The 26,175-nt window shown below is 65.3% G+C and carries 24 protein-coding genes; 10 read left to right on the top strand and 14 right to left on the bottom strand.

What is annotated here, in order from left to right; all coding sequences use genetic code 11:
- The first annotated feature begins 1 nt into the window (after position 1).
- Positions 2-1,018, top strand: coding sequence for an FkbO/Hyg5 family chorismatase (locus JJB74_RS25830; protein ID WP_200596933.1), 1,017 nt, complete (start codon positions 2-4; stop codon positions 1,016-1,018).
- Positions 1,019-1,066: 48 nt separating this feature from the next.
- Here JJB74_RS25830 and JJB74_RS25825 read toward each other — a convergent pair whose 3' ends face one another.
- On the bottom strand, positions 1,067-1,990 hold the full coding sequence (locus tag JJB74_RS25825; RefSeq protein ID WP_200596931.1) for a DUF5996 family protein: 924 nt from the start codon (positions 1,988-1,990) through the stop codon (positions 1,067-1,069).
- A gap of 192 nt (positions 1,991-2,182) precedes the next feature.
- Between JJB74_RS25825 and JJB74_RS25820 the strand changes: the two genes are divergently transcribed.
- Positions 2,183-3,406 carry an ABC transporter substrate-binding protein gene (locus JJB74_RS25820; RefSeq protein WP_200596929.1) on the top strand — a complete coding sequence of 408 codons (1,224 nt, stop codon included), beginning with the start codon at positions 2,183-2,185 and terminating at the stop codon, positions 3,404-3,406.
- 177 nt (positions 3,407-3,583) lie between these two features.
- Here the strand turns inward: JJB74_RS25820 and JJB74_RS25815 are convergent, their stop codons facing one another.
- The 5 genes from JJB74_RS25815 to JJB74_RS25795 all read right to left on the bottom strand — a co-directional run bounded on the left by JJB74_RS25815 (position 3,584) and on the right by JJB74_RS25795 (position 10,544).
- Complete coding sequence (locus tag JJB74_RS25815; RefSeq protein WP_200596928.1) at positions 3,584-5,377, bottom strand: NAD(P)/FAD-dependent oxidoreductase; 1,794 nt, start codon at positions 5,375-5,377, stop codon at positions 3,584-3,586.
- Between the two features lie 207 nt (positions 5,378-5,584).
- Entirely contained in the window at positions 5,585-7,510 is a 1,926-nt protein-coding gene (locus JJB74_RS25810) for a sigma-54-dependent Fis family transcriptional regulator (protein WP_200596926.1), read from the bottom strand.
- 49 nt (positions 7,511-7,559) lie between these two features.
- Positions 7,560-8,213 carry a response regulator gene (locus JJB74_RS25805; protein ID WP_234484856.1) on the bottom strand — a complete coding sequence of 218 codons (654 nt, stop codon included), beginning with the start codon at positions 8,211-8,213 and terminating at the stop codon, positions 7,560-7,562.
- Positions 8,210-9,595, bottom strand: coding sequence for a sensor histidine kinase (locus JJB74_RS25800; RefSeq protein WP_200596925.1), 1,386 nt, complete (start codon positions 9,593-9,595; stop codon positions 8,210-8,212). The genes JJB74_RS25805 and JJB74_RS25800 overlap by 4 nt, the downstream gene beginning before the upstream one ends.
- Positions 9,588-10,544, bottom strand: a complete 957-nt coding sequence (locus JJB74_RS25795) for an alpha/beta fold hydrolase (protein WP_200596923.1) — start codon at positions 10,542-10,544, stop codon at positions 9,588-9,590. The genes JJB74_RS25800 and JJB74_RS25795 overlap by 8 nt, the downstream gene beginning before the upstream one ends.
- Before the next feature lie 77 nt (positions 10,545-10,621).
- On the opposite strand from JJB74_RS25795, the gene pqqA reads away from it, so the two are divergent.
- Genes pqqA through pqqE form a run of 5 tightly spaced genes read left to right on the top strand, consistent with a single transcriptional unit; the run spans position 10,622 to position 13,873 of the window.
- Positions 10,622-10,795, top strand: coding sequence for a pyrroloquinoline quinone precursor peptide PqqA (gene pqqA, locus JJB74_RS33480; RefSeq protein WP_234484855.1), 174 nt, complete (start codon positions 10,622-10,624; stop codon positions 10,793-10,795).
- Between the two features lie 54 nt (positions 10,796-10,849).
- Positions 10,850-11,761, top strand: a complete 912-nt coding sequence (gene pqqB, locus JJB74_RS25785) for a pyrroloquinoline quinone biosynthesis protein PqqB (RefSeq protein ID WP_200596921.1) — start codon at positions 10,850-10,852, stop codon at positions 11,759-11,761.
- A gap of 2 nt (positions 11,762-11,763) precedes the next feature.
- Positions 11,764-12,474, top strand: coding sequence for a pyrroloquinoline-quinone synthase PqqC (gene pqqC / locus JJB74_RS25780; protein ID WP_200596977.1), 711 nt, complete (start codon positions 11,764-11,766; stop codon positions 12,472-12,474).
- A complete protein-coding gene (pqqD, locus tag JJB74_RS25775; protein ID WP_200596920.1) occupies positions 12,471-12,749 on the top strand; it encodes a pyrroloquinoline quinone biosynthesis peptide chaperone PqqD in 279 nt (92 codons plus the stop codon). The genes pqqC and pqqD overlap by 4 nt, the downstream gene beginning before the upstream one ends.
- Positions 12,737-13,873, top strand: a complete 1,137-nt coding sequence (gene pqqE / locus JJB74_RS25770; protein WP_407672424.1) for a pyrroloquinoline quinone biosynthesis protein PqqE — start codon at positions 12,737-12,739, stop codon at positions 13,871-13,873. Before pqqD ends, pqqE begins: the two co-directional genes overlap by 13 nt.
- Before the next feature lie 127 nt (positions 13,874-14,000).
- Here pqqE and JJB74_RS25765 read toward each other — a convergent pair whose 3' ends face one another.
- The 4 genes from JJB74_RS25765 to JJB74_RS25750 form a co-directional block, all read right to left on the bottom strand.
- The gene (locus JJB74_RS25765) at positions 14,001-15,434 is read right to left on the bottom strand and encodes an efflux transporter outer membrane subunit (protein WP_325170178.1); all 1,434 of its coding nucleotides are present in this window, start codon (positions 15,432-15,434) and stop codon (positions 14,001-14,003) included.
- 14 nt (positions 15,435-15,448) lie between these two features.
- Positions 15,449-16,981, bottom strand: a complete 1,533-nt coding sequence (locus tag JJB74_RS25760; RefSeq protein WP_407672426.1) for an MDR family MFS transporter — start codon at positions 16,979-16,981, stop codon at positions 15,449-15,451.
- A 35-nt stretch (positions 16,982-17,016) separates the two neighbouring features.
- The gene (locus JJB74_RS25755) at positions 17,017-18,228 is read right to left on the bottom strand and encodes an HlyD family secretion protein (protein WP_200596918.1); all 1,212 of its coding nucleotides are present in this window, start codon (positions 18,226-18,228) and stop codon (positions 17,017-17,019) included.
- Positions 18,229-18,369: 141 nt separating this feature from the next.
- Complete coding sequence (locus JJB74_RS25750) at positions 18,370-18,612, bottom strand: hypothetical protein (RefSeq protein WP_200596916.1); 243 nt, start codon at positions 18,610-18,612, stop codon at positions 18,370-18,372.
- A gap of 71 nt (positions 18,613-18,683) precedes the next feature.
- Between JJB74_RS25750 and JJB74_RS25745 the strand changes: the two genes are divergently transcribed.
- Complete coding sequence (locus JJB74_RS25745; RefSeq protein WP_200596914.1) at positions 18,684-19,724, top strand: methyltransferase domain-containing protein; 1,041 nt, start codon at positions 18,684-18,686, stop codon at positions 19,722-19,724.
- Positions 19,725-19,772: 48 nt separating this feature from the next.
- On the opposite strand, the gene JJB74_RS25740 is transcribed toward JJB74_RS25745, so the two are convergent.
- Positions 19,773-19,973: a hypothetical protein gene (locus tag JJB74_RS25740; RefSeq protein ID WP_200596912.1), complete on the bottom strand. Its 201-nt coding sequence runs from the start codon at positions 19,971-19,973 to the stop codon at positions 19,773-19,775.
- Positions 19,974-20,253: 280 nt separating this feature from the next.
- Here JJB74_RS25740 and JJB74_RS25735 point away from each other — a divergent pair, with 280 nt between their 5' ends.
- Positions 20,254-20,814, top strand: coding sequence for a fasciclin domain-containing protein (locus JJB74_RS25735; protein WP_200596910.1), 561 nt, complete (start codon positions 20,254-20,256; stop codon positions 20,812-20,814).
- A gap of 40 nt (positions 20,815-20,854) precedes the next feature.
- Here JJB74_RS25735 and JJB74_RS25730 read toward each other — a convergent pair whose 3' ends face one another.
- Together JJB74_RS25730 and JJB74_RS25725 are read right to left on the bottom strand one after the other, a co-directional pair.
- Positions 20,855-22,195 carry a phospholipase D-like domain-containing protein gene (locus JJB74_RS25730; RefSeq protein WP_200596908.1) on the bottom strand — a complete coding sequence of 447 codons (1,341 nt, stop codon included), beginning with the start codon at positions 22,193-22,195 and terminating at the stop codon, positions 20,855-20,857.
- Positions 22,196-22,207: 12 nt separating this feature from the next.
- Entirely contained in the window at positions 22,208-22,693 is a 486-nt protein-coding gene (locus tag JJB74_RS25725) for an MgtC/SapB family protein (protein ID WP_200596907.1), read from the bottom strand.
- Positions 22,694-23,046: 353 nt separating this feature from the next.
- Between JJB74_RS25725 and JJB74_RS25720 the strand changes: the two genes are divergently transcribed.
- Positions 23,047-23,433: a hypothetical protein gene (locus JJB74_RS25720; protein ID WP_200596906.1), complete on the top strand. Its 387-nt coding sequence runs from the start codon at positions 23,047-23,049 to the stop codon at positions 23,431-23,433.
- Between the two features lie 4 nt (positions 23,434-23,437).
- Here the strand turns inward: JJB74_RS25720 and JJB74_RS25715 are convergent, their stop codons facing one another.
- Positions 23,438-25,918, bottom strand: coding sequence for a penicillin-binding protein 1A (locus JJB74_RS25715; protein WP_325170176.1), 2,481 nt, complete (start codon positions 25,916-25,918; stop codon positions 23,438-23,440).
- Positions 25,919-26,175 lie beyond the last annotated feature (257 nt).

Genomic DNA, 26,175 nt, shown 5'->3' with positions numbered 1-26,175 from the left:
CATGATCAATTGCAGTTTTGTCGAAACCACGCGAGACGCAGCCGCGCCGCGATCAGGCCTGCTGGGCCAGGTGATCTACGGCGGTCATGCGCAGCGCGGCGCTGTCCTGGAACGGTTGCAAGGCATTCCAAGCCTGCGGCTGCCGATGGACCGGGCCCAGGCCGAAGGCTTTACCGAGATCTGGCGCGTCGATGGCACGGTGCATGAAGGCGGCGATGAGGAACTGCTGTATGCGCATGACGGCGAATTCCTTTTTTGCGCCGGCATCATTCCCCCTGCGCCGCGCTATGCCGACGCCACCCGCGAGCTCTATCTGCGCGCTTTCGACCTGGTAGAACGCCTCGGCTATCCCACCATCTTCCGCATCTGGAATTTCATCGGTGGCATCAACGCCGACAATGCCGATGGCCTGGAGAACTATCGCGATTTCTGTCGTGGCCGGGCCGAAGCTTTCGAAGCCGGCCAGAGCCGGCTGCATGGCATGCCCGCCGCCACCGGCATCGGCATGGCGGGCGCCGGCGCGGCCTTTTATCTGCTGGCCTGCCGCTCGGGCGCGGCTGCCCATATCGAAAACACTCGCCAGGTGCCGGCATGGCAATACCCGACGCAATACGGCCCGCGTCCGCCGAGCTTTGCGCGCGCCAGCACCCTGCAGGGTTCCAGCGACCAGGCGTCGCGCATGCTGTTCGTATCAGGCACTGCCAGCATCCTCGGTCATGAAACCGTGCACCCTGACGACATCGACGGACAATGCCGGGTCGCTATCGACAACATCGCGCATCTGATCAGCCGCGAAAACCTTGCGCTGCATGGCGTCGCGACGGCGCATGCGCTGCGCGAACTCGATTTCATCAAGGTGTATTACCGGCATGGCCGCGACCTGGCTTCGATACGCGCAGCCTGCTGTCATGCCTTCCGGCCCGATGCGCAGATCCGCTACATCGAAACCGATATCTGCCGCGCCGATCTGCTGGTGGAAATCGAGGCCCTGGTCCCGACAGCGCCGCGCGCTGAATGATGCGCGGGTGTCATCGCATGAACATCGGATGACGCCCGAGCGGCAAGCTCAGCGCTCGAGCGTCTTCCTGTCCCAATCACCCAATGCGGCCGCCGCCGCATAAGTCGATTCAAGAAAGTCCAGCAGCAGCGCATCCGGATCGGGCGCGGTCCTGACGGCCTCATAAGGCAACAGGAATTCGCGCAGCGCGCTGTCGTAATGCGCGTCCGGTGGCACTTTCGCCTGCGCATAGCCTTGCGGTTCCGGGTAGGCATAGGCGTAGTACGACGCATGGGGAAACCCTGCATTACCCGGCCAGAAACCGCAGCTGCTGACTTCATGGGAATACGCTTCCCGCGCCACCCAGTCCGGCAGATTCGGCACGCCGCCCGGATGCGGCGGCGCAGCGCGCCCGGAGAAACGGGTCACCGCCAGATCGAAGCTGCCCCAGAAGAAATGCACCGGGCTGCATTTGCCGAGATAGCGCGCCCGAAAGGCGTTCAGCACGCGCGTGGATTGCAGCAGCGCGCGCCAGAAGCGGTTGACATACTCGGGGTCGTAGGCGCAGTGGCTTTCATCCTGATCGAAGGGCGTCGCATCGGGAAGCTCGCAGGGCATGGTGCGGATGCCCGCCTCGATGCCCAGCGCATGCAGCGCCGCCGTCACTTCGCGGTAAAAGGCCGCCACGCTTTGCGAGCGCAGCGGCAAGGCGATCTGCGCGCCGCTGGCAATCTGGATCAGCAGCCGGTGGGCGATGAAATCGAACTCAATTTCAAACGACATCGGCTTGCAGGCGATGAGCGAAGTCGTCAACCCGCGCACGCTCACATACAGGGGCACATGCCATGAGTGATTGGTCCAGGGCATATGCAGCAGCCGGATCTTGCCGATGATCTGCGTCCAGAGATGCAGGGTTGCGCAGCTATCCTGCCAGGCAGGGAAGTCGAGTTGCGGCCAGTCCTGTTGCGCGGAGTGCGTTTGCGGAATTTCCATGTCGGCTTGATGGTGAGCGATGGAGGAGCCGGAGAAGTGTAGGACATCGCCGCGATGGCAGAGCCCAGGTCATCCGCAACTCCTTGATCCAGGTCGAAACCGCTGCGTTGCCCGCGCCGTGATGACGTAGGCTCCCGTTCGCATCCTTCCTTGTGTACGATGGCAACACCCATAACAACACGAGGAGACACCATGCAACGCAAGATGCTTGCGGCATTGATTGCGCTCGGCTTCGCCGCCGGCGCCCACGCGCAGTCCCAACCTACTGGCGCGATTTCCGACAACGTGGTGAAGATCGGTCTGCTGCTCGACATGAGCAGCCTGTATGCCGATATCACCGGCACCGGCAGCGTCGCCGCCGCACAGATGGCGATCGCGGACTTCGGCGGCAAGGTGCTGGGCAAGCCGGTCGAACTGGTCTATGCCGACCACCAGAACAAGGCCGACATCGCGGCATCGAAAGCGCGTGAATGGTTCGATCGCGACCGGGTCGACGCGATCCTGGACGTGGCCGCCTCCGGCCCGGCGCTCGCGGTAGCGCCGATTGCGAAGGAAAAGAACCGCATCGCCGTCTTCAGCGGCCCCGGATCGGCGCGCCTGACCGGCGACGCCTGCACGCCGGTGACGGTGCACTATGCCTACGACACCTATGCGCTGGCCAATGCCACCGCGCGCGCCGTGGTCAAGAATGGCGGCGACAGCTGGTTCTTCCTGACTGCCGATTACACCTTCGGCACCACGCTGGAAAAGGACGCGAGCGATGTGATCCGCGCCAATGGCGGCAAGGTGCTCGGCTCGGTGCGGCATCCGCTGAATGCCTCGGACTTTTCCTCGTTCCTGGTGCAGGCGCAGGGCTCGGGAGCGAAGGTGATTGGCCTGGCCAATGCCGGCGGCGACACCATCAATGCGATCAAGGCGGCGCGCGAGTTCGGCTTGACGACCTCGGGCAAGCAGAGCCTGGCGGGCCTGCTCGTCTACATCAACGATGTGCATACGCTGGGCCTGAACACCGCCCAGGGCATGCTGCTGACCACGGGCTTCTACTGGGACCATGACGACGAGAGCCGCAAGTGGTCGCGCCGCTTCTTCGAGAAGACGAAGAAGATGCCGAACATGAGCCAGGCCGGGCTGTATTCCTCGGTGATGCATTACCTGAATGCGGTGCAGGCGGCCGGCACCGACGAGACTGGCGCGGTAATGCAGAAGATGCGCGAGCTGCCGGTCAATGACATGTTCGCGAAGAACGGCCGCATCCGCGAGGATGGGCGCATGGTGCATGACATGTACCTGTACCAGGTCAAGAAGCCGGCGGAATCGAAGTCGCCTTGGGATTACTACAAGTTGGTGTCGACGATACCGGGCGAGCAGGCCTTCCAGCCGCTGAGCGCGTCGAGCTGTCCGCTGGTGAAGAAGTAGGTTGGGCTGTCAAGCCCAACGGAAGCCCAATCCCATGCGGACTCCCGTCGGGCTGCCAAGCCCAACATCAGGCGTCTGCGGCCCGCGAGCATGTTGGGCTTCCTGCGTCAGACCAACCTACGCGCCGCCGTAGAAACGGAAGCGCCCGCGCAGGACCTGCGGGCGCGAACCGAGCCTTTACCTCAGATGATGAACCTGGCCCTGCCCATACACCGGCGTCTCCAGCCCTTCCATGCGCGCCTTCAGTTGCAGCGCGAGATAGCGCGAGTAATGCCGCGACTGATGCAGATTGCCGCCATGGAACCACATGTTTTCCTGCGCGGTCGGCTTCCACATATTGCGCAGCTCGCCTTCCCACGGGCCAGGATCCTTCGTAGTGGCCGAACCCAGACCCCAGCACTTGCCGACCTTGTCCGCCACCTCCGGTGACACCAGCTTCGCCACCCAGCCATTCATCGAGCCATAGCCGGTCGCATACACCAGCAGATCGGCTTCGAGTTCGGTGCCGTCCGAAAGCTCGACCGAATGCTCCTTGATGCGCGCGATATTCACGCCGCTTTTGAGCTTGATGTCGCCATTGGCCACCAGCTCGGACGCGCCGACATCGATGTAATAGCCCGAGCCGCGGCGCAGGTACTTCATGAACAGGCCCGAGCCATCGTCGCCGAAGTCGAGCAGGAAGCCGGCCTTCTCCAGGCGCGAATACAGTTCCGCATCGCGCTTCTTCATCTCCTCATACACCGGGATATGGAAGGTATGCATGATGCGATACGGGACGGATGCAAAGGTCAGGTCCGCGGTATCGGTGTCGATGCCCTTTGCCAGCGCTTCTTCCGAGTACAGGCCGCCCAGCGCCAGCTCCATCAGCGAGTTCGATGGCGCGATATGCGTCGACGAACGCTGGATCATGGTCACGTCGGCGCCGTGCTCCCACAGGTCGGCGCAGATATCGTGCGCGGAATTGTTCGAGCCGAGCACCACCGCCCGCTTGCCCGCCCACGCTTCGCCGCCCGGATGCTTGCTGGAGTGATGCTGGACTCCCTTGAAGTTTTCCGCGCCCTCGATCTTCGGCACATTCGGAAAGCCCGATACGCCAAGCGCGAAAACCAGCTGCTTCGGACGCAGCGTGATTTCCTCGCCATCGCGATTGACCCGCACTTCCCATTCCCCGCTCGCTTCGTCGTACTTCGCGCCGAGCGCCTCGGTGCGGCTCCAGTAATTGAGCTCCATCACCCTGGTGTACATCTCGAGCCAGTCGCCGACCTTGTCCTTGGGCGCAAACACCGGCCAGTCATCCGGGAAAGGCAGATAAGGCATGTGGTCGTACCAGACCGGGTCATGCAGGCACAGCGACTTGTAGCGATTGCGCCAGGAGTCGCCGGCGCGCTCATTGCGCTCGATGATGATGGTAGGCACGCCCAGCCGTTTCAGCCGCGCGCCGAGGCCGATGCCGCCCTGGCCGCCGCCGATGATCACGCAGTAAGGCTGTTTCGTGTAACCAAGCTCGGCTTCTTCCTGCTGCCGTCTTTCCAGCCAGCTATGCCGACCCCGATGCACGCCGTGCTCGGCGCCCTTGATCCGGTTCGGGCCCTTTCTTTCTTCATGTCCCTTCAGCTCGGTCATCGTGGTCAGCAGCGTCCAGGCGCGGCCATCCTTCAAGCGCAGATGGCCCTTGCCGCGCGCCGCTTCGGTCTCGAAGGTGAACCAAGCCTCGATCACGCCATCCGCTTCGGAAGCATCGCCCTGCAGCTTCCAGTTCGATGGCGCAACCCGCGCCAGCGTGGCTTCGAGCATGCTGCGGATTTCCGCCCTGCCTTCCATGGTCTTGATGTTCCAGGTGAAGCTCACCAGGTCGCGCCAATAGCATTCATCGGCGAACAGGCCGGAGATGGCTTCGATGTCCCGGGCCTTGAGCGCGGCGCCGAAGCGCTCCAGCCAATCGGCGGCCTGCAAGGATGCGGTGTTTTCCATAGTCTCTTCCTTTCCCTTTTGATGGATGGGGTATCCGGCATGGCCGGCGGGGAAGGTATTCGCAAGCGTCGTGCCAGGCGCGTCTTGCGCGCCCACGGCTCGCCAAGCCCTTGGAAACAGAGGAAAAACCGGGCGCACGCTGCGCGCTCGGACAGCCGGATGCAGCGCTAGTGTCACAGCGCCGCTGTTACAGCTGTCACAGGAGGGTCAGGTGTCACGTGCATTCGGCGCGACGATTTGCCAGCGCTTCATGCGCCGATACAGCGTCATGCGCGCAATGCCCAGCGCCTGCGCGGCGGCCGAGACATTCCAGCGGTGCGCGCGCAAGGCACGCAGCAGCTCGCGCGCCTCGGCTGCGGCCCCGTGCTCGTCGGTGGCGTGCCGTCCAAAGACGTCATCGGGAAGGTCGTCTACATCCAGCCAGCCGTCGCTGCAGACCGCGACGCCATACTGGATCACATTACGCAGCTCGCGCAGGTTGCCGGGCCAACGGTGCGCGCGCAGCAGCGCAAGCGCTTCCGGCGACAGAGACGGCGCCGCGTCCAGGCCCTGCTGCGCGGCCTGTTCGCGCAGCATCTTGTCCAGCATCCAGGCGAAGTCCTGGCGCTCGCGCAGGGGTGGCAGGCTGATCTGCGCGCCATTCAGGCGGTAATACAGGTCGTCGCGGAAACGGCCGCTTCTCACCAGTTCTTCGAGCCGGCGATGGCTGGCCGCAATCACGCGTGCATTCACCGCGATCGGCTGGCTGCCGCCGATGGGCAGCACTTCCCTTTCCGCCAGCGTGCGCAGCAGCCGCGCCTGCAGTGCCAGCGGCATGTCGCCGATTTCATCGAGAAACAGCGTGCCGCCATCGGCCTGCGCAATCAGGCCGCGCTTGCCCTTTGCGGAGGCGCCCGAGAAGCTACCCGGCAGGTAGCCGAACAGTTCGCTCTCGATCAGCGTTTCGGGGATGGCCGCGCAATTGACCGCGACGAAAGGACCATTGCGCCGCTCGCTGCTCTGATGCAAGGCCTTGGCGAAGACTTCCTTGCCGGTGCCGGTTTCGCCGCAGAGCAGGATGTTGATCGGCGCATTCACCAGGCGCGCGGCGCGCTCGATCTGTCGGTCGAGTTGCGCATCTCCTTTGCAAAGCGCAGCAAGCGGCGCCGGCACGGCACGCATTGTCGTCTCCGGAACGCTGCCGGCAGGCTGGCCAGGCGGTGGCGATGCCAGCATGAACAGCAGCCTGTTGCTTTGCGCCAGCGTCACTGCGCGCTGGCTGGCCGGCTTTGCGCGCAGAAAGCGGCCGATCTCCTCGAAGCGGAGGTTCAACAGGCCGTCAAAGTCGCGGCCGAGCAGCGGCGCGATGCCAACGCTGGCAAAGAGCAATTGCGCGCGCCGGTTGTGTCCGATCACGCGTCCCGCGCCATCGATGGCCAGCAGATACTCCGGGTTCACATCGAGAAATTGCGGCGCGGCCGACAGGCGCAGCGCCCAGTCGCGTCGAAAGCGGTGCAGGAACCAGGCATTTTCGATCTGGTGCGTGACCATCGTTACCAGTTGCAATGCCATGTACTGACTATTCTTGTCGCGCGGCGAGCTCAGCGCCGAGATGTCCAGCACCGCGTTCAATTGCCCATTCGCGCCAAAGATCGGGGCGCTGGAGCAGGTCAGCGGAATGTGGGTCGCGTCGAAATGGTCGCCCTGGTGCACGGTCAGCGCGTGGCCGGTGGAGATGCAGGTGCCCACGCCGCAGGTACCGGCATGTCGCTCACTCCAGTCGGCGCCCAGATAAAGCCCGGCGCGGCGCAGGCTGCCGTCCTCCTGCAGATCGCCGAGGAAATCGACGGTCACGCCGCGCGCATCGGTCAGCAGCACCACGTAGCCCATGCCCGCCACCTGCTGGTACAGGCTCTCCAGGCCGAAGCGGGCAATGTGCAGAAAGTCTTCCATCTGGTCCTGGTGCTCGCGCAGGCGTGCGCCGGGCAGGATCACCGCTTCCTGCATGCGCATCGGATCGAGCCGGTGCTCATGCACGCAGCGCAGCCAGGAGCTGCGGATGATGTCATCGTGCCTTGCGGCGCCACCGGCCGCGAGGCCGCTTTCGGCCACCTGCATCACGGTGGCTATATGCGCGCGCTGAATGGACTGCATGTCTGCCTCCCAACAAACTAGCTTGCCCTGACGGCATGCAAAGCCGCCGTCAGGGCTCGATGATGCCGTGTCGTATTGCAATCAGCGTCAGCTCGGCACCATTGCTGGCGCACAGCTTCTGCTTGATGTTGTACAGATGCGTGCCCGCGGTGCGCGGCGAAATGTTCATCGCCTGCGCAATCTGGTTCACCGTCATGCCGCGCGCAAGTTCGACGAAAACCGCGAATTCGCGCTCGGACAGCGCTTCCACCGGGCTTTGCGCCTCGAACTCGTGCATCGCCATGCGGCGGCTCACATGCGCGTCGAGATAGCGTCGCCCTTGCGCGGCCTGGCGGATCGCCGCGAGCAATTCCTCGGGCGCGCTGCGCTTGGATACATAGCCAAGCGCGCCAGCCCGCATCATCGCGCGCACATAGCTCGGGTCTTCATGCGACGACAAGGCCAGCACCCGTGCGCCATCCTCGCGCGCCAGGATGCGGCGCGTGGCTTCTACGCCGTTGGCGCCGGCAAGGCCGATATCCATCAGCACCACATCGGGCCGGCTGGCCTGGTATTCGCGCCAGGCGCTGTCGGCATCTTCGGCTTCGGCCACCACGCAAATGTCCGTCGTCGCTTCGAGCAGCATGCGAAAGCCGATGCGCACCACCATGTGGTCGTCCACCAGCATTACCCGTATCGTTGCCTGCGGCGTCACGGCGTTCATGCCGTCACCTTCTGCAAGGGTAGACGAGCCGCGACTTCCAGTCCGCCTTGCGCGGCGCTCAGCAGCTGCAGCGTGCCGCCCAACTCCTCGGCGCGCTCGCGCATGCCGCGCAGGCCATAGCTAGCCGTGGCTTCATCATCGACGCCCAGGCCACGGCCATCGTCGGCCACCGATATGTGCAGCGTGTCGCCATCCAACGCCAGAGACAGACGTACGTTGCGCGCGCCTGCGTGGCGCGCCACATTGGTCAAGGCTTCCTGCAGGATGCGATACGCGGCGGTCTCGATTTCTGGTTCCAGTTCGGGCAGCGCTGCGATGTCGCACTCGACGCGCAAGCCCGCATGCGCCACGCCGAAGCTTGCGGCCAGGTCGCGCGCCGCATCGGCCAGGCCGGTGTCGTCCAGCGCCGCCGGACGCAGGCGCGGGATCAGGCGGTGCATCGCGTCGAAGGTGCCGCCGGCGGTATCGAACAGCAGCCGCACCGCCGCTTCGCCGGACTTGCCGCGTATCTCCGGGCTCTGCAACAGCGCCGCAGCGATGCTGCGAATCGCGGTCAACGACTGGCCGAATTCATCATGCAGTTCGCGGGCGATTGCGCGCCGTTCCGCTTCGACCCGCTGGCGCAACGCCGCGTTGAATTCGCGCTGTGCAGCGAGACGGGCGCGCGCATCGGCCGCTTCCTGGCGTGAGCGCATGCCTTGCTGCAATGCGTCGGCCATGCGGTTGAACGCGCGGCCGAGCTCAGCCGGCTCGCGACCCGGCAAGGGCGGCAGACGCACTTCATGCTTGCCGGCGCCGATATCGAGCAACGCGCGCCGCAACTGCGCAAATGGCGCGAGCCAGCGCCGCAGCAGCCAGAATACCAGCAGATAGGCCAGGGCCAGCAGCGCCGACTGCCTTAAAACAAAACTGCTGACATCGTCCCAGGCATCGAGCACCGCGCGGCTTGGATTCGGCGCGACCACCAGCGTCGCGGCCGGCAGGCGGATCACGGTCGCCACCAGCTTGGGCGCGACCAGGGCCGCATACCAGTCCGGCGCATCGCGGCCGGCCTTGTAGGACGAAGGCGGCGAGTTGTACAGCAGCTCGCCGTGCGCGCCATACAGCATCACTTCATTGGCGCGGATGCGGCCGGTCTCCTGCAGAAAGCGCACCAGCGCCGCCGGCCCGGCGCGGCCCTGCGCCTCGGCTACGCGTGAAAGCAGCTGTGTGGCAACGCGGTTCGAGCCCTGCATTTCCTCGCGGATGCTGTTCCTGGTGCTGCCGATGTCCTGCAGCAGGAACAGCGCCAGCGAAGCCAGCGTCAGCAAGCCGAGCACCAGGTTGATTTTTGCGGGCAGGCCCAGCGCGCGGCGCCGTGGCTTGTGTTCAAGCTCAGGCATCGATTTCCTCCGATCGAAGGGCATAGGCGCGTTGCGCGACGCTGCGCAGCGCCACCTGCAGTGCGTCGACCATGCCCGGATGAAACGGGTCATGCCCGGCGGCATCGATGATGGATAGCGCAGCGCGCGGCATGCGCGCGGCGAGGCGACGGGCATTGTCCGGCGCACAGATGCGGTCCGCGCCGCCGTGGATGATTGCCGCGGGCATGCTCAGCCGGCTGGCCATGTCGAGCACGGCGCCCTCGTCGAGAAAGCAGCCGTGGCGCAGGTAATGCGACTGCACCCGGTAGCGCGCGAGCAATGCCGCATCATCGTGCATTTCCTGCCCCGGTTCGTGGCCGGTTTCGCGCAGGCAGGCGTGGCGGTGCCAGGCGCGTGCCAGTGCCCTTGCCTCGCTCGTATTGCGTTCAAGTTGGTCGGCCGCGTAGGCGAGCAAGTCGACGCCCGGCGGCGCCAGCGCGGCGAAAGCCTGCCAGCTCGAATCGTCTTCACCGAGCGGTTGAAACAATTGGGAGATCTCGTCACGCTCGGCGAGGAAGGGCGCGCGCAGCACCAGGCCCGCCACCGCCTCGGGATAACGCGCCGCATAGCAAATGGCCAGCGTCGCGCCCCAGGAGCCGCCGCCGAGCAGCATGCGAGCGATGCCGAGATGCCGGCGCAGGCGCTCGATGTCATCGATCAGCAATGACAGGGAATTGTGGTGAATGGCGCCAGCCGGTTCGCTGCGGCCGCAGCCGCGCTGGTCCATCAGCACCAGCCGGAAGCTTCCGGGGTCGATCAGCGCGGCATGGCGCAGGCTCGCGCCGCTGCCGGGCCCGCCATGCAGCCAGAACAGCGCGGTGCCATTGCGGCTACCGCGTTCTGCATGCCAGAGACGATGCCCGTCTCCGCTATCGAGGCGCGCTTCTTCGAAGGGAAGCGTCGCGTCGCTGCCTGTCTCCTTGTCCATGCGGCGATTGTAAGCGCAGGCCGGCGTCGCCCGCGGGAAACCGCTACAAAAATCATGAAAATCATGAGAGGGCTTTCATGATTTCCCGGCTGCGCCCGGCGCGCTCCGATGGGCAGAATGGTCTCGTCCGTGTCATTCAACGCGGACATTCCATCCAACGTTCTGAGGAGAACAGCATGACTTGGGAAACACCGCAAGCTATCGACATGCGCTGGGGCTTTGAAATCACGATGTACATCGCCAACCGCTGATGACGAACGCAACCGGCGGGCATGCCTGCCGGTTGCCCTCGCTGCCCACATCCCATGAAAATCCGCGTTCTCGGTTCCGCCGCCGGCGGCGGCTTTCCGCAGTGGAACTGCAACTGCGCCAATTGCGACGGCTTGCGCCGCGGCACGATCCGCGCGCAGGCCCGCACCCAATCATCGATCGCACTCACACAGAATGAACAGGACTGGGCGCTGGTAAATGCCTCGCCCGACATCCTGGCGCAGATACGCGCACTGCCCGGGCTACAGCCTGCGCGGGCCATTCGTGACACCGGCATCGCCAGCGTGCTGCTGATGGATGCGCAGATCGATCATGTCACCGGCCTGCTGATGCTGCGTGAACGCAACTCGCCGCTGCCACTGTATGCGACGGCGCAGGTGATCGAAGACCTGTCGCGCGGCCTCACGGTGCTCGGTGCGCTCGAACACTATTGCGGCACCGATCGGCATCTCATCGATCCCGGCACGGCGTTCACACTGCCGCATCTGAGCGACGTGGAACTGCTGCCGATCACGCTGTCATCCAAGGCGCCGCCGTATTCGCCGCACCGCCAGGATCCGCATCCCGGCGACAACATCGGCCTGCGCATCCTGGACCGCGCCAGCGGCCGCCAGGCCTTCTATGCGCCGGGCCTGGGCGAACTCAGCGCCGAAGTCGAGTCGGCCATGCGCGAGGCGGACGTGCTGCTCATTGACGGTACTTTCTGGCGCGAAGATGAAATGATCGCGCTCGGCCTGTCGAAAAAGACCGCAGCCGAGATGGGCCATCTGCCGCAGTCCGGACCGGGCGGCATGATCGAAGTCCTCGACCGCATGCCGGCCGCGCGCAAGATCCTCATCCACATCAACAACAGCAACCCGATCCTGCGCGAGGACGGCGACGAGCGCGCGCTGCTGCACGCGCACGGCATCGAGGTCGCGCACGACGGCATGGAGATACTCCTGTGAGCATGGACACCACGGCGGCGCCCTGGAGCCGCGAGCAGTTCGAAGCGCAGCTGCGCGACAAGGGTCGCGCCTATCACATCCATCATCCTTTCAATGTGCGCATGAACGGCGGCAAGTGTTCGCCGGCGCAAATTCGCGGCTGGGTTGCGAACCGTTTCTATTACCAGTCGATCATCCCGATGAAGGATGCGGCGATCCTGTCCAACTGCGACGACCGGGAAACGCGCCGGCTGTGGATCGCGCGCATCCTGGACCACGACGGCCACGACGATTACAGCGGCAGCGCCGCCGGCGGCATCGAAGCCTGGACCCGGCTCGGCGAAGCGGTGGGCATCGCGCGCGAGGAATTGTGGTCGCTGCGTCATGTCGCGCCCGGCGTGCGCTTTGCCTGCGATGCGTATCTGAACTTCGCGCGGCGCGCGCCGTGGCAGGAGGCCGTATGTTCTTCGCTGACCGAGATGTTCGCGCCGCAGATCCACAAGGACCGCCTGGCCAGCTGGCCGGAATGCTATCCGTGGATAGATGCCGCTGGCCTCGATTACTTCCGCAGCCGCATCCCGCTGGCGCAGCGCGATGTCGACCACGGCCTGGCAGTGACGCTGGACCACTTCACTACCCGCGCGATGCAGCAGCGCGCGCTAGACATCCTGCAATTCAAGCTCGACATCCTGTGGACCATGCTGGATGCGATCGAAAGGGCTTACCCGGAATGAGCACGCCTGCCGATACCGCGCTGCCCGCGGCGCCACATCTGAACCGCCGCTTCCGACTGCAATGGGAAGAGGCGCAGCAATCCTTCGTGCTGCTGTATCCGGAAGGCATGGTGCGGCTGAACCGCCCGGCCGCCGAGATCCTGAAGCGCTGCGATGGCGCGCGCAATGTGGATGCGATCGTCGCCAGCCTGGAGCACGACTTCAATGCCAGCGGCCTGCGCGGCGATGTGCTCGGCTTTCTCGCGCATGCGCAGGCGCAGGGATGGCTGGCATGAGCGCCACGCCGAATCCGCCGTTCTGGCTGCTGGCCGAACTGACCTACCGCTGCCCGCTGCACTGCCCGTTCTGCTACAACCCGCTCGACTATGCAAAGGTGGAGCGCGAGCTCGACACCGCAAGCTGGGTCGACGTGATGCGCCAGGCGCGCGCGATGGGCGCGGTGCAGATCGGCTTTTCCGGCGGCGAGCCGCTGGCGCGCGAGGACCTCGAGGAACTGGTGGCCGAAGCGCATCGCCTCGGCTTCTACACCAACCTCTTGACCTCGGGCGTGGGCATGACCGAGCGCCGCATCCGCGCGCTGAAGGATGCAGGGCTGGACCATATCCAACTATCCTTCCAGGACTCGACGCGCGAGCTGAACGACTTCCTCGGCAGCGCCAAGACCTTCGAGCTGAAGCGGCGCATCGCGGCAATGATCAAGGCGCATGACTATCCGATGGTGATGAACTGCGTGCTGCACCGGCACAACCTGCCGCACGTGGGCCGCATCATCGACATGGCGCTGGAGCTGGAGGCGGAATACCTGGAGCTGGCCAATACCCAGTATTACGGCTGGGCCTGGCAGAACCGTGACCAGCTGATGCCCACGCGCGAGCAGCTGCGACAGGCCGAAGCCGTGGTGCAGGACTATCGCGAGAAGATCGGCGATCGCTGCCGCCTGCTGTTCGTGGTGCCGGACTACTATGAGGATCGACCCAAGGCCTGCATGAATGGCTGGGGCGCAGTGTTTCTCGCGGTGGCGCCGGATGGTCTGGCCATGCCCTGCCACAACGCGCGCAATCTGCCAGGGTTGGAACTGCCGAACGTGCGCGATGCTGCCATCGATTGGATCTGGAATGCGAGTCCGGCATTTCAGCGCTACCGCGGCGACTCATGGATGGCTGAGCCTTGCCGCAGTTGCCCGGAGAAGGGCCGGGACTTCGGCGGCTGCCGCTGCCAGGCTTACCTGATCGCGGGCGACGCCGCGGCCACCGACCCGGTATGCGCGAAGTCGCCGCAGCGCGGCAAGGTTGACGAGATCATCTTCCATGCCACCCAGCCGGCCGCAGCAGCGCCGCAGCCGCTGGTATTTCGTGCGGATGCGGCGTCGCGCGGGTTTATCGGGAAGGCGTCCCTGTAGGGTGGGCGCAGCCCACGCAGTACCTCACGTTGCGCCCCTGAGGAATGGTGTCTGTCCGCGTCGCATCCACCCGCGTGGGCTGCGCCGCCATCATCGCCGGTCTTCGCTACCTATCCTGCCAGCCGGACTAGGAGCGCGGCCCGGCCTCCTGCGACCACCCCAAACCCAAGGCTTTCTGCAGGGACACAAAATCACCGGTCAGCCCCGCCTCAGCCGCCAACAGATTCTGCTCGGCGGCAATCTGCTGTCGTTCAGCATCGAGCATCTCGATCAGGTTGGCAGTACCAGCGCGCAGTCGTGCCCGCATCAGCATTGCCGCTTCGTCGGCCGCGCCCTTGGCGCGCGCGGCGGTAGCCACGGCCACGCGCCGTTTCGAATAACGCGAAAGCGCATCCTCGGCATCACGCAAGGCCCCGAGCACCGCCACGCGGTATTGCGCTTCCGCTTCGTCGCGATCGGCTTCGGCGCTTTTTACACGCGCCGCGCCGCGGCCGAAATCGAGAAAACTCCAGCGCAGCTGCGGCGCGGCGATGACGGTGAAATCATCGAGCTGCGACAGCGAACCGGGCGTGGTGCCGCCTATGCCGATCAATCCCAGAAACGATAGCCGCGGAAAGCGCGAGGCCTCAGCCTGGCCGATCGCGGCGCTGCGCGCGGCCAGAACGCGCTCGGCCGCGCGTATGTCCGGGCGCCGTTGCAGCAACGCGGCCGGATCGCCGACCGCCACCTGCGCCGGCGGCAGAGGCAGCGGCGTGACTTGCGCCAACTCGGCATCGAGCGTGCCCGGCATTGCGCCAACCAGGAAGGCCAGCGCATCGCTGTAGGCGTCGCGTTGCGCTTCCAATGGCGCGACATCGGCGCGCGTAGCCTCGAGCTGATTGCGTAGCCGCGCCACATCGAGCTTTGAAGCGGTGCCGCCGGCTTCACGCTGCTCGGTCAATTGCAGCACGCGCGTCTGGCGCTGGATCGCCGCCGCCGCCAGCGCCAGCCGCGCCTGCGTCGCGCGCAGGTTCACATAGGCTTGCGCGACTTCTGCCGACAAGCTCACCTGCGCATCCGCGAGCTGCGCCTCGGCCGCGCCCAGCGCCGCCTGCGCCGACTCGGCCGCGCGGCGCTGGCCACCGAAGAGATCGATTTCCCAGCTCGCATCAAAGCCGAGGTTGTACAGGTTCAGCGATGACGGCGACGAACCGCCCCCGCTGTTACCTCCGCCCAGCGGCAGCGATGGCAGCCGCGCATGCGCATACAGCGCCGAGGCGCTGACATTGGGCGCGGCGTTGGCGCGCGTGGCCTGCAAGGCAGCGCGAGCGCGCAGCAGGCGTGCGCGCACGCTTGGCAGTGTCGGACTCGATTGCAGCGCGCGTGCTACCAGCGTGTCGAGTTCATGATCGCCAAGCGCGGCCCACCATGTGGCCAGCGGCGCGGCGGGGCTCTCATCAAAGGCGCGCGTGAAGGCTGCCGGCGTCGATGTCGCCGGCGCGCCATGGTAATCGGGGCCGACCGCGCTGCAGGCGGCCAGAAGCGTGGTCAGCCAGGCGGAGAAGACGATTCGCATGCGCATGGTCATCCCCGCTCTCAATGCGCCGCCAGCGGCGCGCCCTTGGCCAGTGGCCGCAGGAACAGCACCAGCGGAATCACGGCAGCGATGCCGACCGACAGGATCCAGAACAGGTCGATGTAGGTCATCGTCAGCGCCTGCACCTGTATGCCGCCTTCGATGCCGCGCAGGGCGGCACTCACCCCACCCATGGCCCGGGCCTGCGCTGCGAGGAATTGCTGCACGCTCTCGCTGTTGGCGTTCAGGGTCTCTTCAATGCGGCGACTGTGCAGCCACAGGCGCTGGTTCTGCAGCACCGCGATGCCGGCCAGCGCCAGCGAGCCGCCGAGATTGCGCGCCGCGTTGAACAGGCCCGCGGCGTCGCTGGCCTGTTCGCGCGGCACCGACTGTATCGCCGCCTGGTTCAGGAACAGCATCGCGAAAATGGTGCCGATGCCGCGCATGAGCTGCGATACGACAAAGGCCGAGCCGGTCGATTGTGAAGTCAGATCGGTTTCCATGTAGGCGCTTGCGGCCAGCAGCGCCAGGCCGAAGCCGACCGCGAGTCGTATGTCCACATGCTTGATCAGCAGCGGCACCAGCGGCATGACCATCAAGGCCGGTATGCCGGACAGCATTACGATTTGGCCTGCCTGCAGCGCGTTGTAATCGGCAATCGCGGCAAGGAACTGTGGGATCGTATAGGCGGTGCCATAGATCACCATGCCGACCACCGTGCCCATCACCACCACGCTACCGAACTGGCGATCGAGCAGGATCTTCAGCCGGATCACCGGCCGCTCGGCGGTGAACTGGCCGATCAGCATGGTCACGAAGCCGGCCGCGGCCAGCACCGTGAGCCAGACGATGAAGCTTGAGGAAAACCATTGCTCGCGCTCGCCTTCTTCCAGCACCACAGTCAGTCCGCCGAGAAAGGCCGCCAGGCCGACGATGCCGAGCCAGTCCGCCTTGAAGACCATGTCGAGATCCGCCTTCTGATGCTGCAGCCCGATCAGCAGCAGCGCCACCAGCGCCGCGCAGATCGGCACATTCAGGAAGAAGGCGTAATGCCAGCTCAGGTTCTCGGTCAGCCAGCCGCCGACGACCGGACCGATCACGGGCCCGAGGATGGCGGTGGCGCCGAACATCGCGGTGCCGATCGGCTGCTGGCTGCGCGGCAGGCGCGTGGCGATGATGGTTTGCGCGGTAGGGATCATGGCACCGCCGGCGATGCCCTGGCCGACGCGGCCGATCACCATCATCAGCAGCGACGTCGACAAGCCGCACATCACCGAAAAGCCGGTGAACAGCGCAGCCACGGTCAACAGGAAGGTGCGCAGGCCCAGCATGCGTTCAAGCCAGCCGGACAAGGGAATGATGATGATCTCGGCCACCAGGTAGCCGGTGGCAATCCAGGTGCCTTCGGTGCCGCTGGCGCCGATCTCGCCCTGTATCGTCGGCAGCGAGGAATTGACGATGGAGATATCGAGCGTGGCCATCAGCGCGCCAAGGGTGCCGGCCGCAACCGCGAGCCAGGCCGCGGCATCGGCGCGCTGCTCGTCACCCGGCACTTCCTGTGCGCGCGACTGCGACGCTGACGCCGCGCTCACAGGCCGTCTCCATTTCGCTGCTGCTGGCTGTCTTCCATGCGCGCCTTTTCATTCTTGGCATTGATGGTGTTGACCTTCACCGTTGCCGACAGCCCCGGCACCAGCACGCGCCTGATCTCGGGACTGGCTTCGATGGCGATGCGCACCGGCACGCGTTGCACGATCTTCGTGAAGTTGCCGGTCGCGTTCTGCGGCGGCAACAGCGAGAATTGCGCGCCGGTGCCGGGAGCGATGCTTTCGACACGTCCGCGCAGCTTGATGCCGGACAGCGCATCGATCTTGATCTCGGCCGGCTGGCCGGTGCGCATCAGGCCGATCTGGGTTTCCTTGAAGTTCGCGGTGAGGTAGAGGCGGTCCACCGGCACCACCGACATCATGCGCGTGCCCGGTTGCACGAACTGGCCGACGCGCACTGTGAGATCGCCGATGCGCCCGGCAATGCTCGATGTCACCACCGCCGATTCCAGGCTCACTTTTGCCGCGGCCAATTGCGCGCTCGCGGTTTCGCCCTGGGCTTCGGCCTGGCGGATCTGCGCATGCAGCGACGCAATGCGCTTTTCGGCGCTGGCCAGCGCGGCCCGCGCCATCGCCGCCTGGTCGCCGGCCTGCTTGGCCTGGTTGCGCTTGGCGGACAGGGTCTCATTGGTCTCGGCGCCGATCCGGGCTAGCGGCGCATAGCGCTTTTCCTCGGCCAATGCATAGGCGGCGTTGGCTTGCGCCGCGGCCAGTCGCGCGCGGGCTTCATTGATCGCTGACTGCTGCTCACCGATGCCAGCCCTCAGCGCATCGGCATTGGCCTTGGCGATATCAATCTGCGCCTGGAACTGCGCCACCTGTGCCTGGTAGTCGCGCGGATCGATCTTCACCAGCGGCTGCCCGGCCTTTACCTCCTGATTGCTCGACACCAGCACCGCTTCGACATAGCCGCCGACCTTGGGCGCGACGGTGACCATGTCGGCATCGATATACGCGTCATCGGTGCCCTGGATGTACTTGCCCACGGTCTCATGATGGATTAGCCAGAAGATGCCGCCGGCGATCGCAACGAGGGCAACGGCAAGCAGCGCGATGCGCACGCCGCGACGCTTGAGCGGGGAAGGCTTTTTCGGCGCGTTGTCGTCGGCGTTGCGCCCTTGCTCGGCATGCGCACCCGCTTGCTGTCCGGATGCGGCAGCGCTTCGGGATTCGGGTAGATCGGATTCAGCCATGTCGGTTTTTCGAAGCGTGGTATGGAGGCGGCGAAAGCCACTGGCAAGCGAAGGCGCGCTTGCGCGACGGGCATGTGCGACGAATGAGAGGCATTGCATGGTCGCGATTCATGAACCGTAGCGACGCGGTGCGCTGGCGACTTAACGCCACCATACCGATACCACCGCCGGTTCAGGCAATCGTCCGAGCGCCCATTCCCCGCGCGCATGTGCAAACCCGAGCCGGCGCAACGTCGGCGCGGCCGCAAGCATCGTTTCACGTTCTGCGATTATGCGGATCTGGCGCATTTTCTCGTCCGGTTTGCGCAAGAAACCATGCGATGCCATGACCATGAATGCACCTGCGCCAGAGGCTATAATCGCCGCGCCGCGCCAGAGCGCCATGGATGCAGCAAGGACGCGGTGGCAAGCACGGCCGCATCCCTCCCGAGCCCTCTCCCTCCACCGGAGCCAACATGCACGACATCGTTCAAGACTATTACGGCCGCCAGCTGCAGAGCAGCGCCGATCTGAAAACCAGCGCCTGCTGCGATGCGTCGCAGGTGCCGAACTGGCTCAAGCCGCTGCTGGCACGGGTGCATCCGGAAATCACCGCGCGCTATTACGGCTGCGGCCTGGTCTGCCCGCCGCTGCTGGAAGGCCGGCGCGTGCTCGATCTGGGCTGCGGCACCGGGCGCGATGTCTACCTGCTGTCGCAACTGGTCGGACCAACGGGCGAAGTGGTCGGCGTGGACATGACCGAAGCGCAGCTCGCCGTCGCGCGACAGCACCAGGCCCATCACCGCGACGCCTTCGGCTTCGACAATGTGCGCTTCCTGCATGGGTATATCGAAGAACTCGACCGGCTCGATCTCGAGCCCGGCAGCTTCGATGTGATCGTCTCCAACTGCGTGCTGAATCTGTCTCCGCGCAAGGATGCGGTGCTGCGCGGCGCGCATCGTCTGCTGCGCGAAGGCGGCGAGTTCTATTTCTCGGATGTGTATGCGGACCGGCGCGTGCCGCAAGCGGTGCGCGACGACCCGGTGCTCATCGGCGAATGCCTGGGCGGCGCGCTGTACTGGAATGATTTCCTGCGGCTGGCGCGGCAGAACGGCTATGCCGATCCGCGCCTGGTGGAGGATCGGCCGCTGGCGATTACCGATGCGGAGCTGGCCGAGCGCATCGGCAACCTGCGCTTCTTCTCGGCGACATATCGATTGTTCAAGCTCGATGGCCTGGAGAGCGATTGCGAAGACTACGGCCAGGCGGTGGTATACCGCGGCGGCATGCCGGGCACGCCGCAACGCTTTGCGCTCGACAAGCATCACGACATCGAAGCCGGGCGCGTGTTCCCGGTGTGCGGCAACACCTGGCGCATGCTGCATGACACCCGCTTCGCGCCTTACTTCGACTTCATCGGCAATTTCGAGCGTCATTACGGCCTGTTCACCGGCTGCGGCGGTGGACTGCCTTTCGATGCACGCGAAGGCGGCGCGGCCGCGAGCTCCTGCTGCTGAATCTTCCATGATGCAGCGCTGCTCAAGGCCGGTTGCAGCAGGGCTGCCTCAGTCGTCGAGGAAGCCGCCCTTGTAGAAGCTCCATGCGGTGCCGTCGTGCAGATAGAAGAAGCCGTCGGCGCAGGCATCCTTGCCCGGAAAGTCATCGCGGTATTTCGCCGGCACCAGGCGCGCCAGCTGTTCATCGCTGAGTTCATCGAATTCGTCGGGCGTGATCGCCTGCCCGACGCGCAACCTGCGTCTTTCCATGTGCGTCTCCTGAAGACCTGAAGAAAAAGACGCTACCTTAACCGAAACAGCACACCGGTTGGCATCGCTTGCCCGCTTCATGCGCTGCACCTGCGCATCAGGTGAGCACCGGCCCGTTCCGCTTCTCGTCCCTTTCCTTATGCACCCCGTCTGGCACAGATGATGGGGGTGCCGCGCGCGCCGGACCGCATCATCGGCAAAGGCTCTGGCAACTGAATCCATTTACGAAATGCCCGCGTATAAGCCCATGCAACCGCAAACAACCTCTAAGGAGAAGACCATGAAAAAACTTGCCACCGCATTCGCCGCCTTGACCCTTTGCGCCGGCCTCGCCAGCACCTCCGCCTACGCCGCCGATACGGTGATGGTTGGAGGACAGAGCATGTATCCGACCAAGGACATCGTCGACAACGCGGTGAACTCGGCCGACCACACCACGCTGGTGGCCGCAGTGAAGGCCGCCGGCCTGGTCGACACGCTCAAGGGCAAAGGTCCGTTCACCGTTTTCGCGCCGACCAATGCCGCGTTCAACAAGCTGCCGGCCGGCACCGTAGACAACCTGGTCAAGCCGGAAAACAAAGCCACCTTGACCAAGGTGCTGACCTATCACGTGGTGCCGGGCAAATACGACTTCAATGCGCTGCATGAAGCCATCATGAAGGGCAATGGCAAAGCCGAGCTGAAAACCGCAGAAGGCGACATGCTGAGCTTCATGATGAACGGACCGCACAACATCGTGGTGGCGGATTCCGGCGGCCATCACGCCGACATCAGCACCTACGATGTGATGCAATCCAACGGCGTGATCAATGTGATCGACACCGTGCTGATGCCGAAGTAAGCATGATCCTCACGAGCGCCGGCTGCATCGCGGCGCTTTTTCATTCCTGCCGTTCCAGCACGCTGCCGATGGATGCGAGCAAGCGCTCGCTCCATGGCCGCGCCGCCCAGGCTTCCAGGCTGATGCGCTGGCTCTGCGCGAGATAGTCGGTCGCGATGTTTGCCAGCGTGCGCGCGACCTCGGCATCGCGCAGCGCCAGGTTGACTTCGTTGTTCAAGCCCAGCGAACGGTTGTCAAAGTTGGTGGAGCCGACGATGGACCACAGGCCATCGGCGATGAACAGCTTGGTGTGGATCATGCCGGGCTGGTATTCGTAAATTTGCACGCCGCCGGCGATCAGTTCGCCGTAATGCCGGCGACTGGCGATGCGCGCGATTGGATGGTTGTTGTGCCGGCCCGGCGTGATCACCGTCACACGCACGCCGCGCGCCACCGCGCGCAGCAGCGCGCGCCGCATCGAACGGTCCGGCACGAAGTAGGGTGTATCGATCAGGATGTCGCTGCGCGCCGCATCGACTATCAACTGGTACATCACGCGCGCGCGGGTGGCGCGGCCTCCGGTCGGATTGCTGCCGATGATGAGCGCTTGCCCATGCCCGTCCGCCGGATCGGCGGCATCGGGCGGATCCGCAGCCGCCGATGGACCCGGCGCATCGGCCTCGTTTCGTGGCATGCCCGGACTGACCAGGATGTCGCCGCTGGCTTCAAGCCAGCCCTGGAAGAACACGCTCTGCAGCGCGCGCGCCGGCGCGCCGCGCACGCGCATCATCAAATCTCGCCACGGCGGCAGGCCAGCGGTGCCGCCATCCCAGTGCGAACTGATGCCGGCGCCGCCGATGAATGCGGTATCGCCGTCGACGATGAGCAGCTCGCGATGGGTACGGTTGTTCCAGTGCTTGAGCGTGTACCAGCGAAACGGCTGATACCAGACCACCTGTCCGCCGGCAGCGCGCAAACGGTCGAAGAAGCTGTCCGGCGTGGGCAGGCTGCCGACCGCATCCACCACGACCCGCACCGCAACGCCCGCGCGAGCACGCGCCGTCAGCTCGTTGAGGAAGCGTTCGCCGACTGCGGTCTTGTGGAAGATGAAGGCTTCGAGTTCGATCGAGGTCTTCGCATTGCGTATCGCCTCGAGTTCTGCCGGATAGAAGCGTTCGCCGTCCGGGAACACGGTCGTCTCAAGCGGCTGCACGATCGCCTCGCCCACTGCGTGCGCCAGGGCGGAGGTGAACGACGCGTCGCGCGCCGGCGGCAGCGGCGTCACGGTGCGGTAGGCCAGACCCGGCTCGAACAGCACCACGAACAGCAGCGCTGCCATGGTCAGCACGCAAAAGCCCGACAGCGCCGAGATCACCATCTTCAGGTGGCGATGCTTCATCATGCTGCGCGGGCCTCAGGCGTCATGGCGCATATCGTCCTTGCGTTCTTCCGCGCTCTTGCCGAGCCAGACGCGGTGCAGATAGCGCTCCAGCGGATGGCCGACGAGCAGCAGCACCATCATGATGCCCATCGCAATCAGTGCCACCGGCCAGGCGCCAATGCCGCATACCACGCCGATGGCCGAGGTCACCCAGATCGAGGCAGCGGTGGTCAATCCCTTTACGCTGTGGTCGCTCGCCCCGCGCACGATCACGCCCGCGCCGAGAAAGCCAATGCCGGTGAGCACGCCCTGAATCACGCGCGATAACGCATTGACATCGTGGCTGGAGTTTGCCGCGCCGGGAACGTCGACCGCGATCGTGACCAGCGCCGAGCCGAGCGCAACCAGGCCCAGGGTCTTCACGCCGGTCGGTTTGCCGTGCAGATTGCGGTCCAGCCCGAGGATGCAGCCCATCAGGACCGCGGTGAGGAGCCGCATGCTGATTTCGGTATATGCCATGGCTTCCTTTCAACGCAGGCCCGGTTTGCATAGGCATCCCCGGGCGGGTGGACTCGACATTGTGCCGGTTTGCGTTCCTGCCGGCTGGTTTCTCGCAGCTGTTTCCGACGAACATCAAACGTTTGCCGACTGTGGCAGGCGCGGCACGAAGCGCGCAGTGATCACGATGTGAAACGCTTTCGACACGAGGGCGATCATCATCCGAGCAATACGGCCTATGCACTGAGGAGCCATGCGTTATAGTAATGACCATGCCCACACTCCCGGTCCACTGCTCCGGGATCCGCCTGGCAGGATCCTGCGGTTGCAGTCTCTCCACTGCTTGCGACGTTTCCGTTGCAAGCTTTTGCGCTTTGCAAGCGCGTGCCTGTCTGCAGGCGGCGACGCCACGCCGGCGCCCGTTCGCCACCAACACCCTGACGCATGGCCTGTGCCGTGCTGCGCTGATGATCATGGCGGCGCTGGTGGTCGGTTCGTCCACGGCCGGCAGCTTCAGCGGCTACGATTCTGCGCCGCAAGCCTTCAGCCCGGACGATTTCGAAGCCGACCAGTCGCGCGAACGTAGCGCCGACCGCTCGCGGCCAAGCCGAGACCGGGTCACGCACGTGGACAATGCGCCGCATGGCAACTCGCCGCAAGACACGCAGCCGCCGCACAAGGCGCCGCCCGCCGCGCCACCACGGCGCGATGCCGCAACAGCCGCCGCCGCCGGCGCGCCGCCGCGCAAGCCGACCCAGTAGGCGTTCAGGAAAATACGCCGCGTATCCGGTCGAGCAGGCGCTGCAGCGCCTCCCATTCCCGCTGCACCCGCTCGATGCTCTCGCGCACGGTGCGTATGCCATCCGCCAGCGCATCCAGTGGCGTGCCATGCCCGCCGCCGTCGCCATGACCATGCAGCATGCGATCCAGCCAATCCAGCAGGCCCGCGCCGAACCAGGAAGCGCGCTCGCCCGGAAAGCGCGCGGCGACGTCGATCAGGCGCCGGTTCGCCGCCCCACGGAAGAAGTCGCCAACCAGGAGCAGCGCATTGTGGCTGCCCTGCCCCCAGTAATCGCTGCGCATCGTCACCCGGGCATCGTCGAAGCCAACCCAGCTGCCCGTGACCAGGCGCGGATGCATCAGCATGAACCAGCCGTCGGTATTGTCCTGGGTGGTGCCGGTCTTGCCGGCGACGTCGGCGCGTATGCCGAAGCTGCTGCGTATGGCCTGCCCGGTGCCATGGTCGATCGCGCCGCGCAGCATCGCAATCAGCTCCTCGCTGGCCCCGCGTGGTAATTCGCGGCGCGAGCGGCTGGAGAATTCCACCAACACCCGGCCCTGGGCATCCTCGATGCGCGTCAACATCAGCGGCGCGCGGTAGATGCCGCCGGCGGCGATGGTGGCATAGCTGGAAGCCATCTCCAGCAAGGTCACCGGGCTTGTGCCCAGGGCCAGCGCCGGCACCGCCTCGAGCCGGCTCTGGCGCACGCCGGCGCGGCGCGCGAAGTCCGCCGCTTTCGCCGGCCCGACTGCTTCCATCACCTGCGCCGTGATGGTGTTCTTCGACTGCGCCAGGCCCTCGGCCATGCTCATCATCCTGCCGCTGGCCGGGCCGATGTCGCGTGGCTGCCAGGTGCCGCCGTCGGGCAGGCGGTATTCCTTCACCCGGTCCGGATACTTGCGATCCGGCGGAATGCCCGCTTCCAGCGCCGCGCCATAGACGAAAGGCTTGAAGGTCGAGCCCGGCTGGCGCTGCGCGCGCGCGACGTGATCGTACTGGTCGAGGTCGAAATCGCGGCTGCCGACCCAGGCTTTCACATCGCCGCTGTCCGGGTCGATCGCCACCATGCCGGCTTCCAGCCGCGTCTTGTCCGACTTCAGCTTGGCGAGGAAATCCGTGTCCGACTTCAGGCGCGCCAGCGTGGCGCTCGCATCGGCGCCGCCAGCAACCGCATTGCGATACGCCGATGACTCGCGCACGAAGGCGTCGAGCAACTCCGGATGCGCGCGCCAGAAATGCGCGAACGGCGTCACGCGTGGCCGCATCGCCGCATAGGCCGCGGTGGATGTCGACAGCAGCGACTGTCCCGGCTGCGCCCATTCGACATCGGCCACCGCCTGCAGCGCATCGGCCTGGCGCTTGACCGCCGCATTCGCCGCCGCCTGCAGGCGCGAGTCGATGGTGGTGTAGATCTTCAGGCCGTCGGCATAGATGTTGTAGTCATGGCGGTCCGCCCAGTCGATCAGCCAGCGCCGCAGGAATTCGGCGAAATGCGGCGCCGGGCCGCGCGCTTCCAGCTGCCGCTCAAAGTCCAGGCCCAGCGGCTGCGCCTGCAAGGCGGCAAGCCGGTTCGGTGCAAGCTTGCCGGCCTTGCTCATCTGCGCCAGCACCACGTTGCGCCGCGAGCGCGATCGCTCAGGATTGAACACCGGGTTGTAATAGCTGGCGCCCTTGAGCATGCCAATCAGCGTGGCCGATTCGAGCAGCGTCAGCTTCGCGGCCGGCTTGTCGAAATAGGTACGCGCGGCCATTTCGATGCCATAGGCGTTGTACAGGAAGGGCACCGTGTTCAGATAGGTTTCGAGGATCTCGCGCTTGGTGTACGCATGCTCGATCTTCAGGGCCGTGATGGTTTCCCGGATCTTGCGGTTGATCGAACGCTTGCGGCCGATTTCCTCAGGGTAGAGATTGCGCGCCAGCTGCTGGGTGATGGTGGAGCCGCCTTCGATGCGCCCGGCAAGCGTGCGCAGCGCGGCACCGGCCAGGCGATGAAAATCGATGCCGTGATGCTGATAGAAGCGCCGGTCCTCGGTCGCCACCAGCGCATTGACCACATCCGGCGAGATCCGCTCCAGCGGCACCCATTCGCGATGGAAGCGCTTGTAGCTGGCCAAGGTCTGGCCGTCGACCGAGACCAGCACGCTCGGATGTTCGCGCTTGGCTTTCTTCAGGTCGGCGATGCCGGGCGTGAGCGGGATCTGAATCAGGGTCCAGATCGCGAGCAGCACGATGCCGGCGCCGGCGAAGCCGCCAACAAGCCGCGCCAATGCAAGCATGCGTGCGCGGCGGGGCGCCTTGCGGTCGAGCACTGCGGCGCCGCGGGCGGCGAGCCAGCGCCAGAAGAAACGTGCCAGTCGCAGCAGCACAGAAAGGCCCGAGGCCAGCCGCGTGCGCCAGGACCGCGGCGTTAGTGGCGGTTGCGAAGATTGCCTGTCGTTATCCAAATCCGGTCTACGCCTTTCCATGCGTGAGAAGTCCCGGACTTGGACGCGCAAGCGGCTTGCATGGTTTCCATGGCTTAGCGAAGCCTTATTTCAACGCATGTTCATGACGCCGTATCTATGCCGCCCCCAAGGGAAACCATAAAGTCTCGAGCCGTGATACGCAACGCGTCGTCCTTCGCGGCATCGCGCCGGAGATGCACGGCACATGCGCATGAAGCCGACGAACCGACTTCCGCGACGTTCATTTGTTGCGTACTGCATCGCAGGCATCAGGCCGG

Source organism: Noviherbaspirillum pedocola (assembly GCF_016632335.1).
Classification (GTDB): Bacteria; Pseudomonadota; Gammaproteobacteria; order Burkholderiales; family Burkholderiaceae_D; genus Noviherbaspirillum_A; species Noviherbaspirillum_A pedocola.
This window is presented reverse-complemented; position numbering and strand designations above follow the sequence as displayed.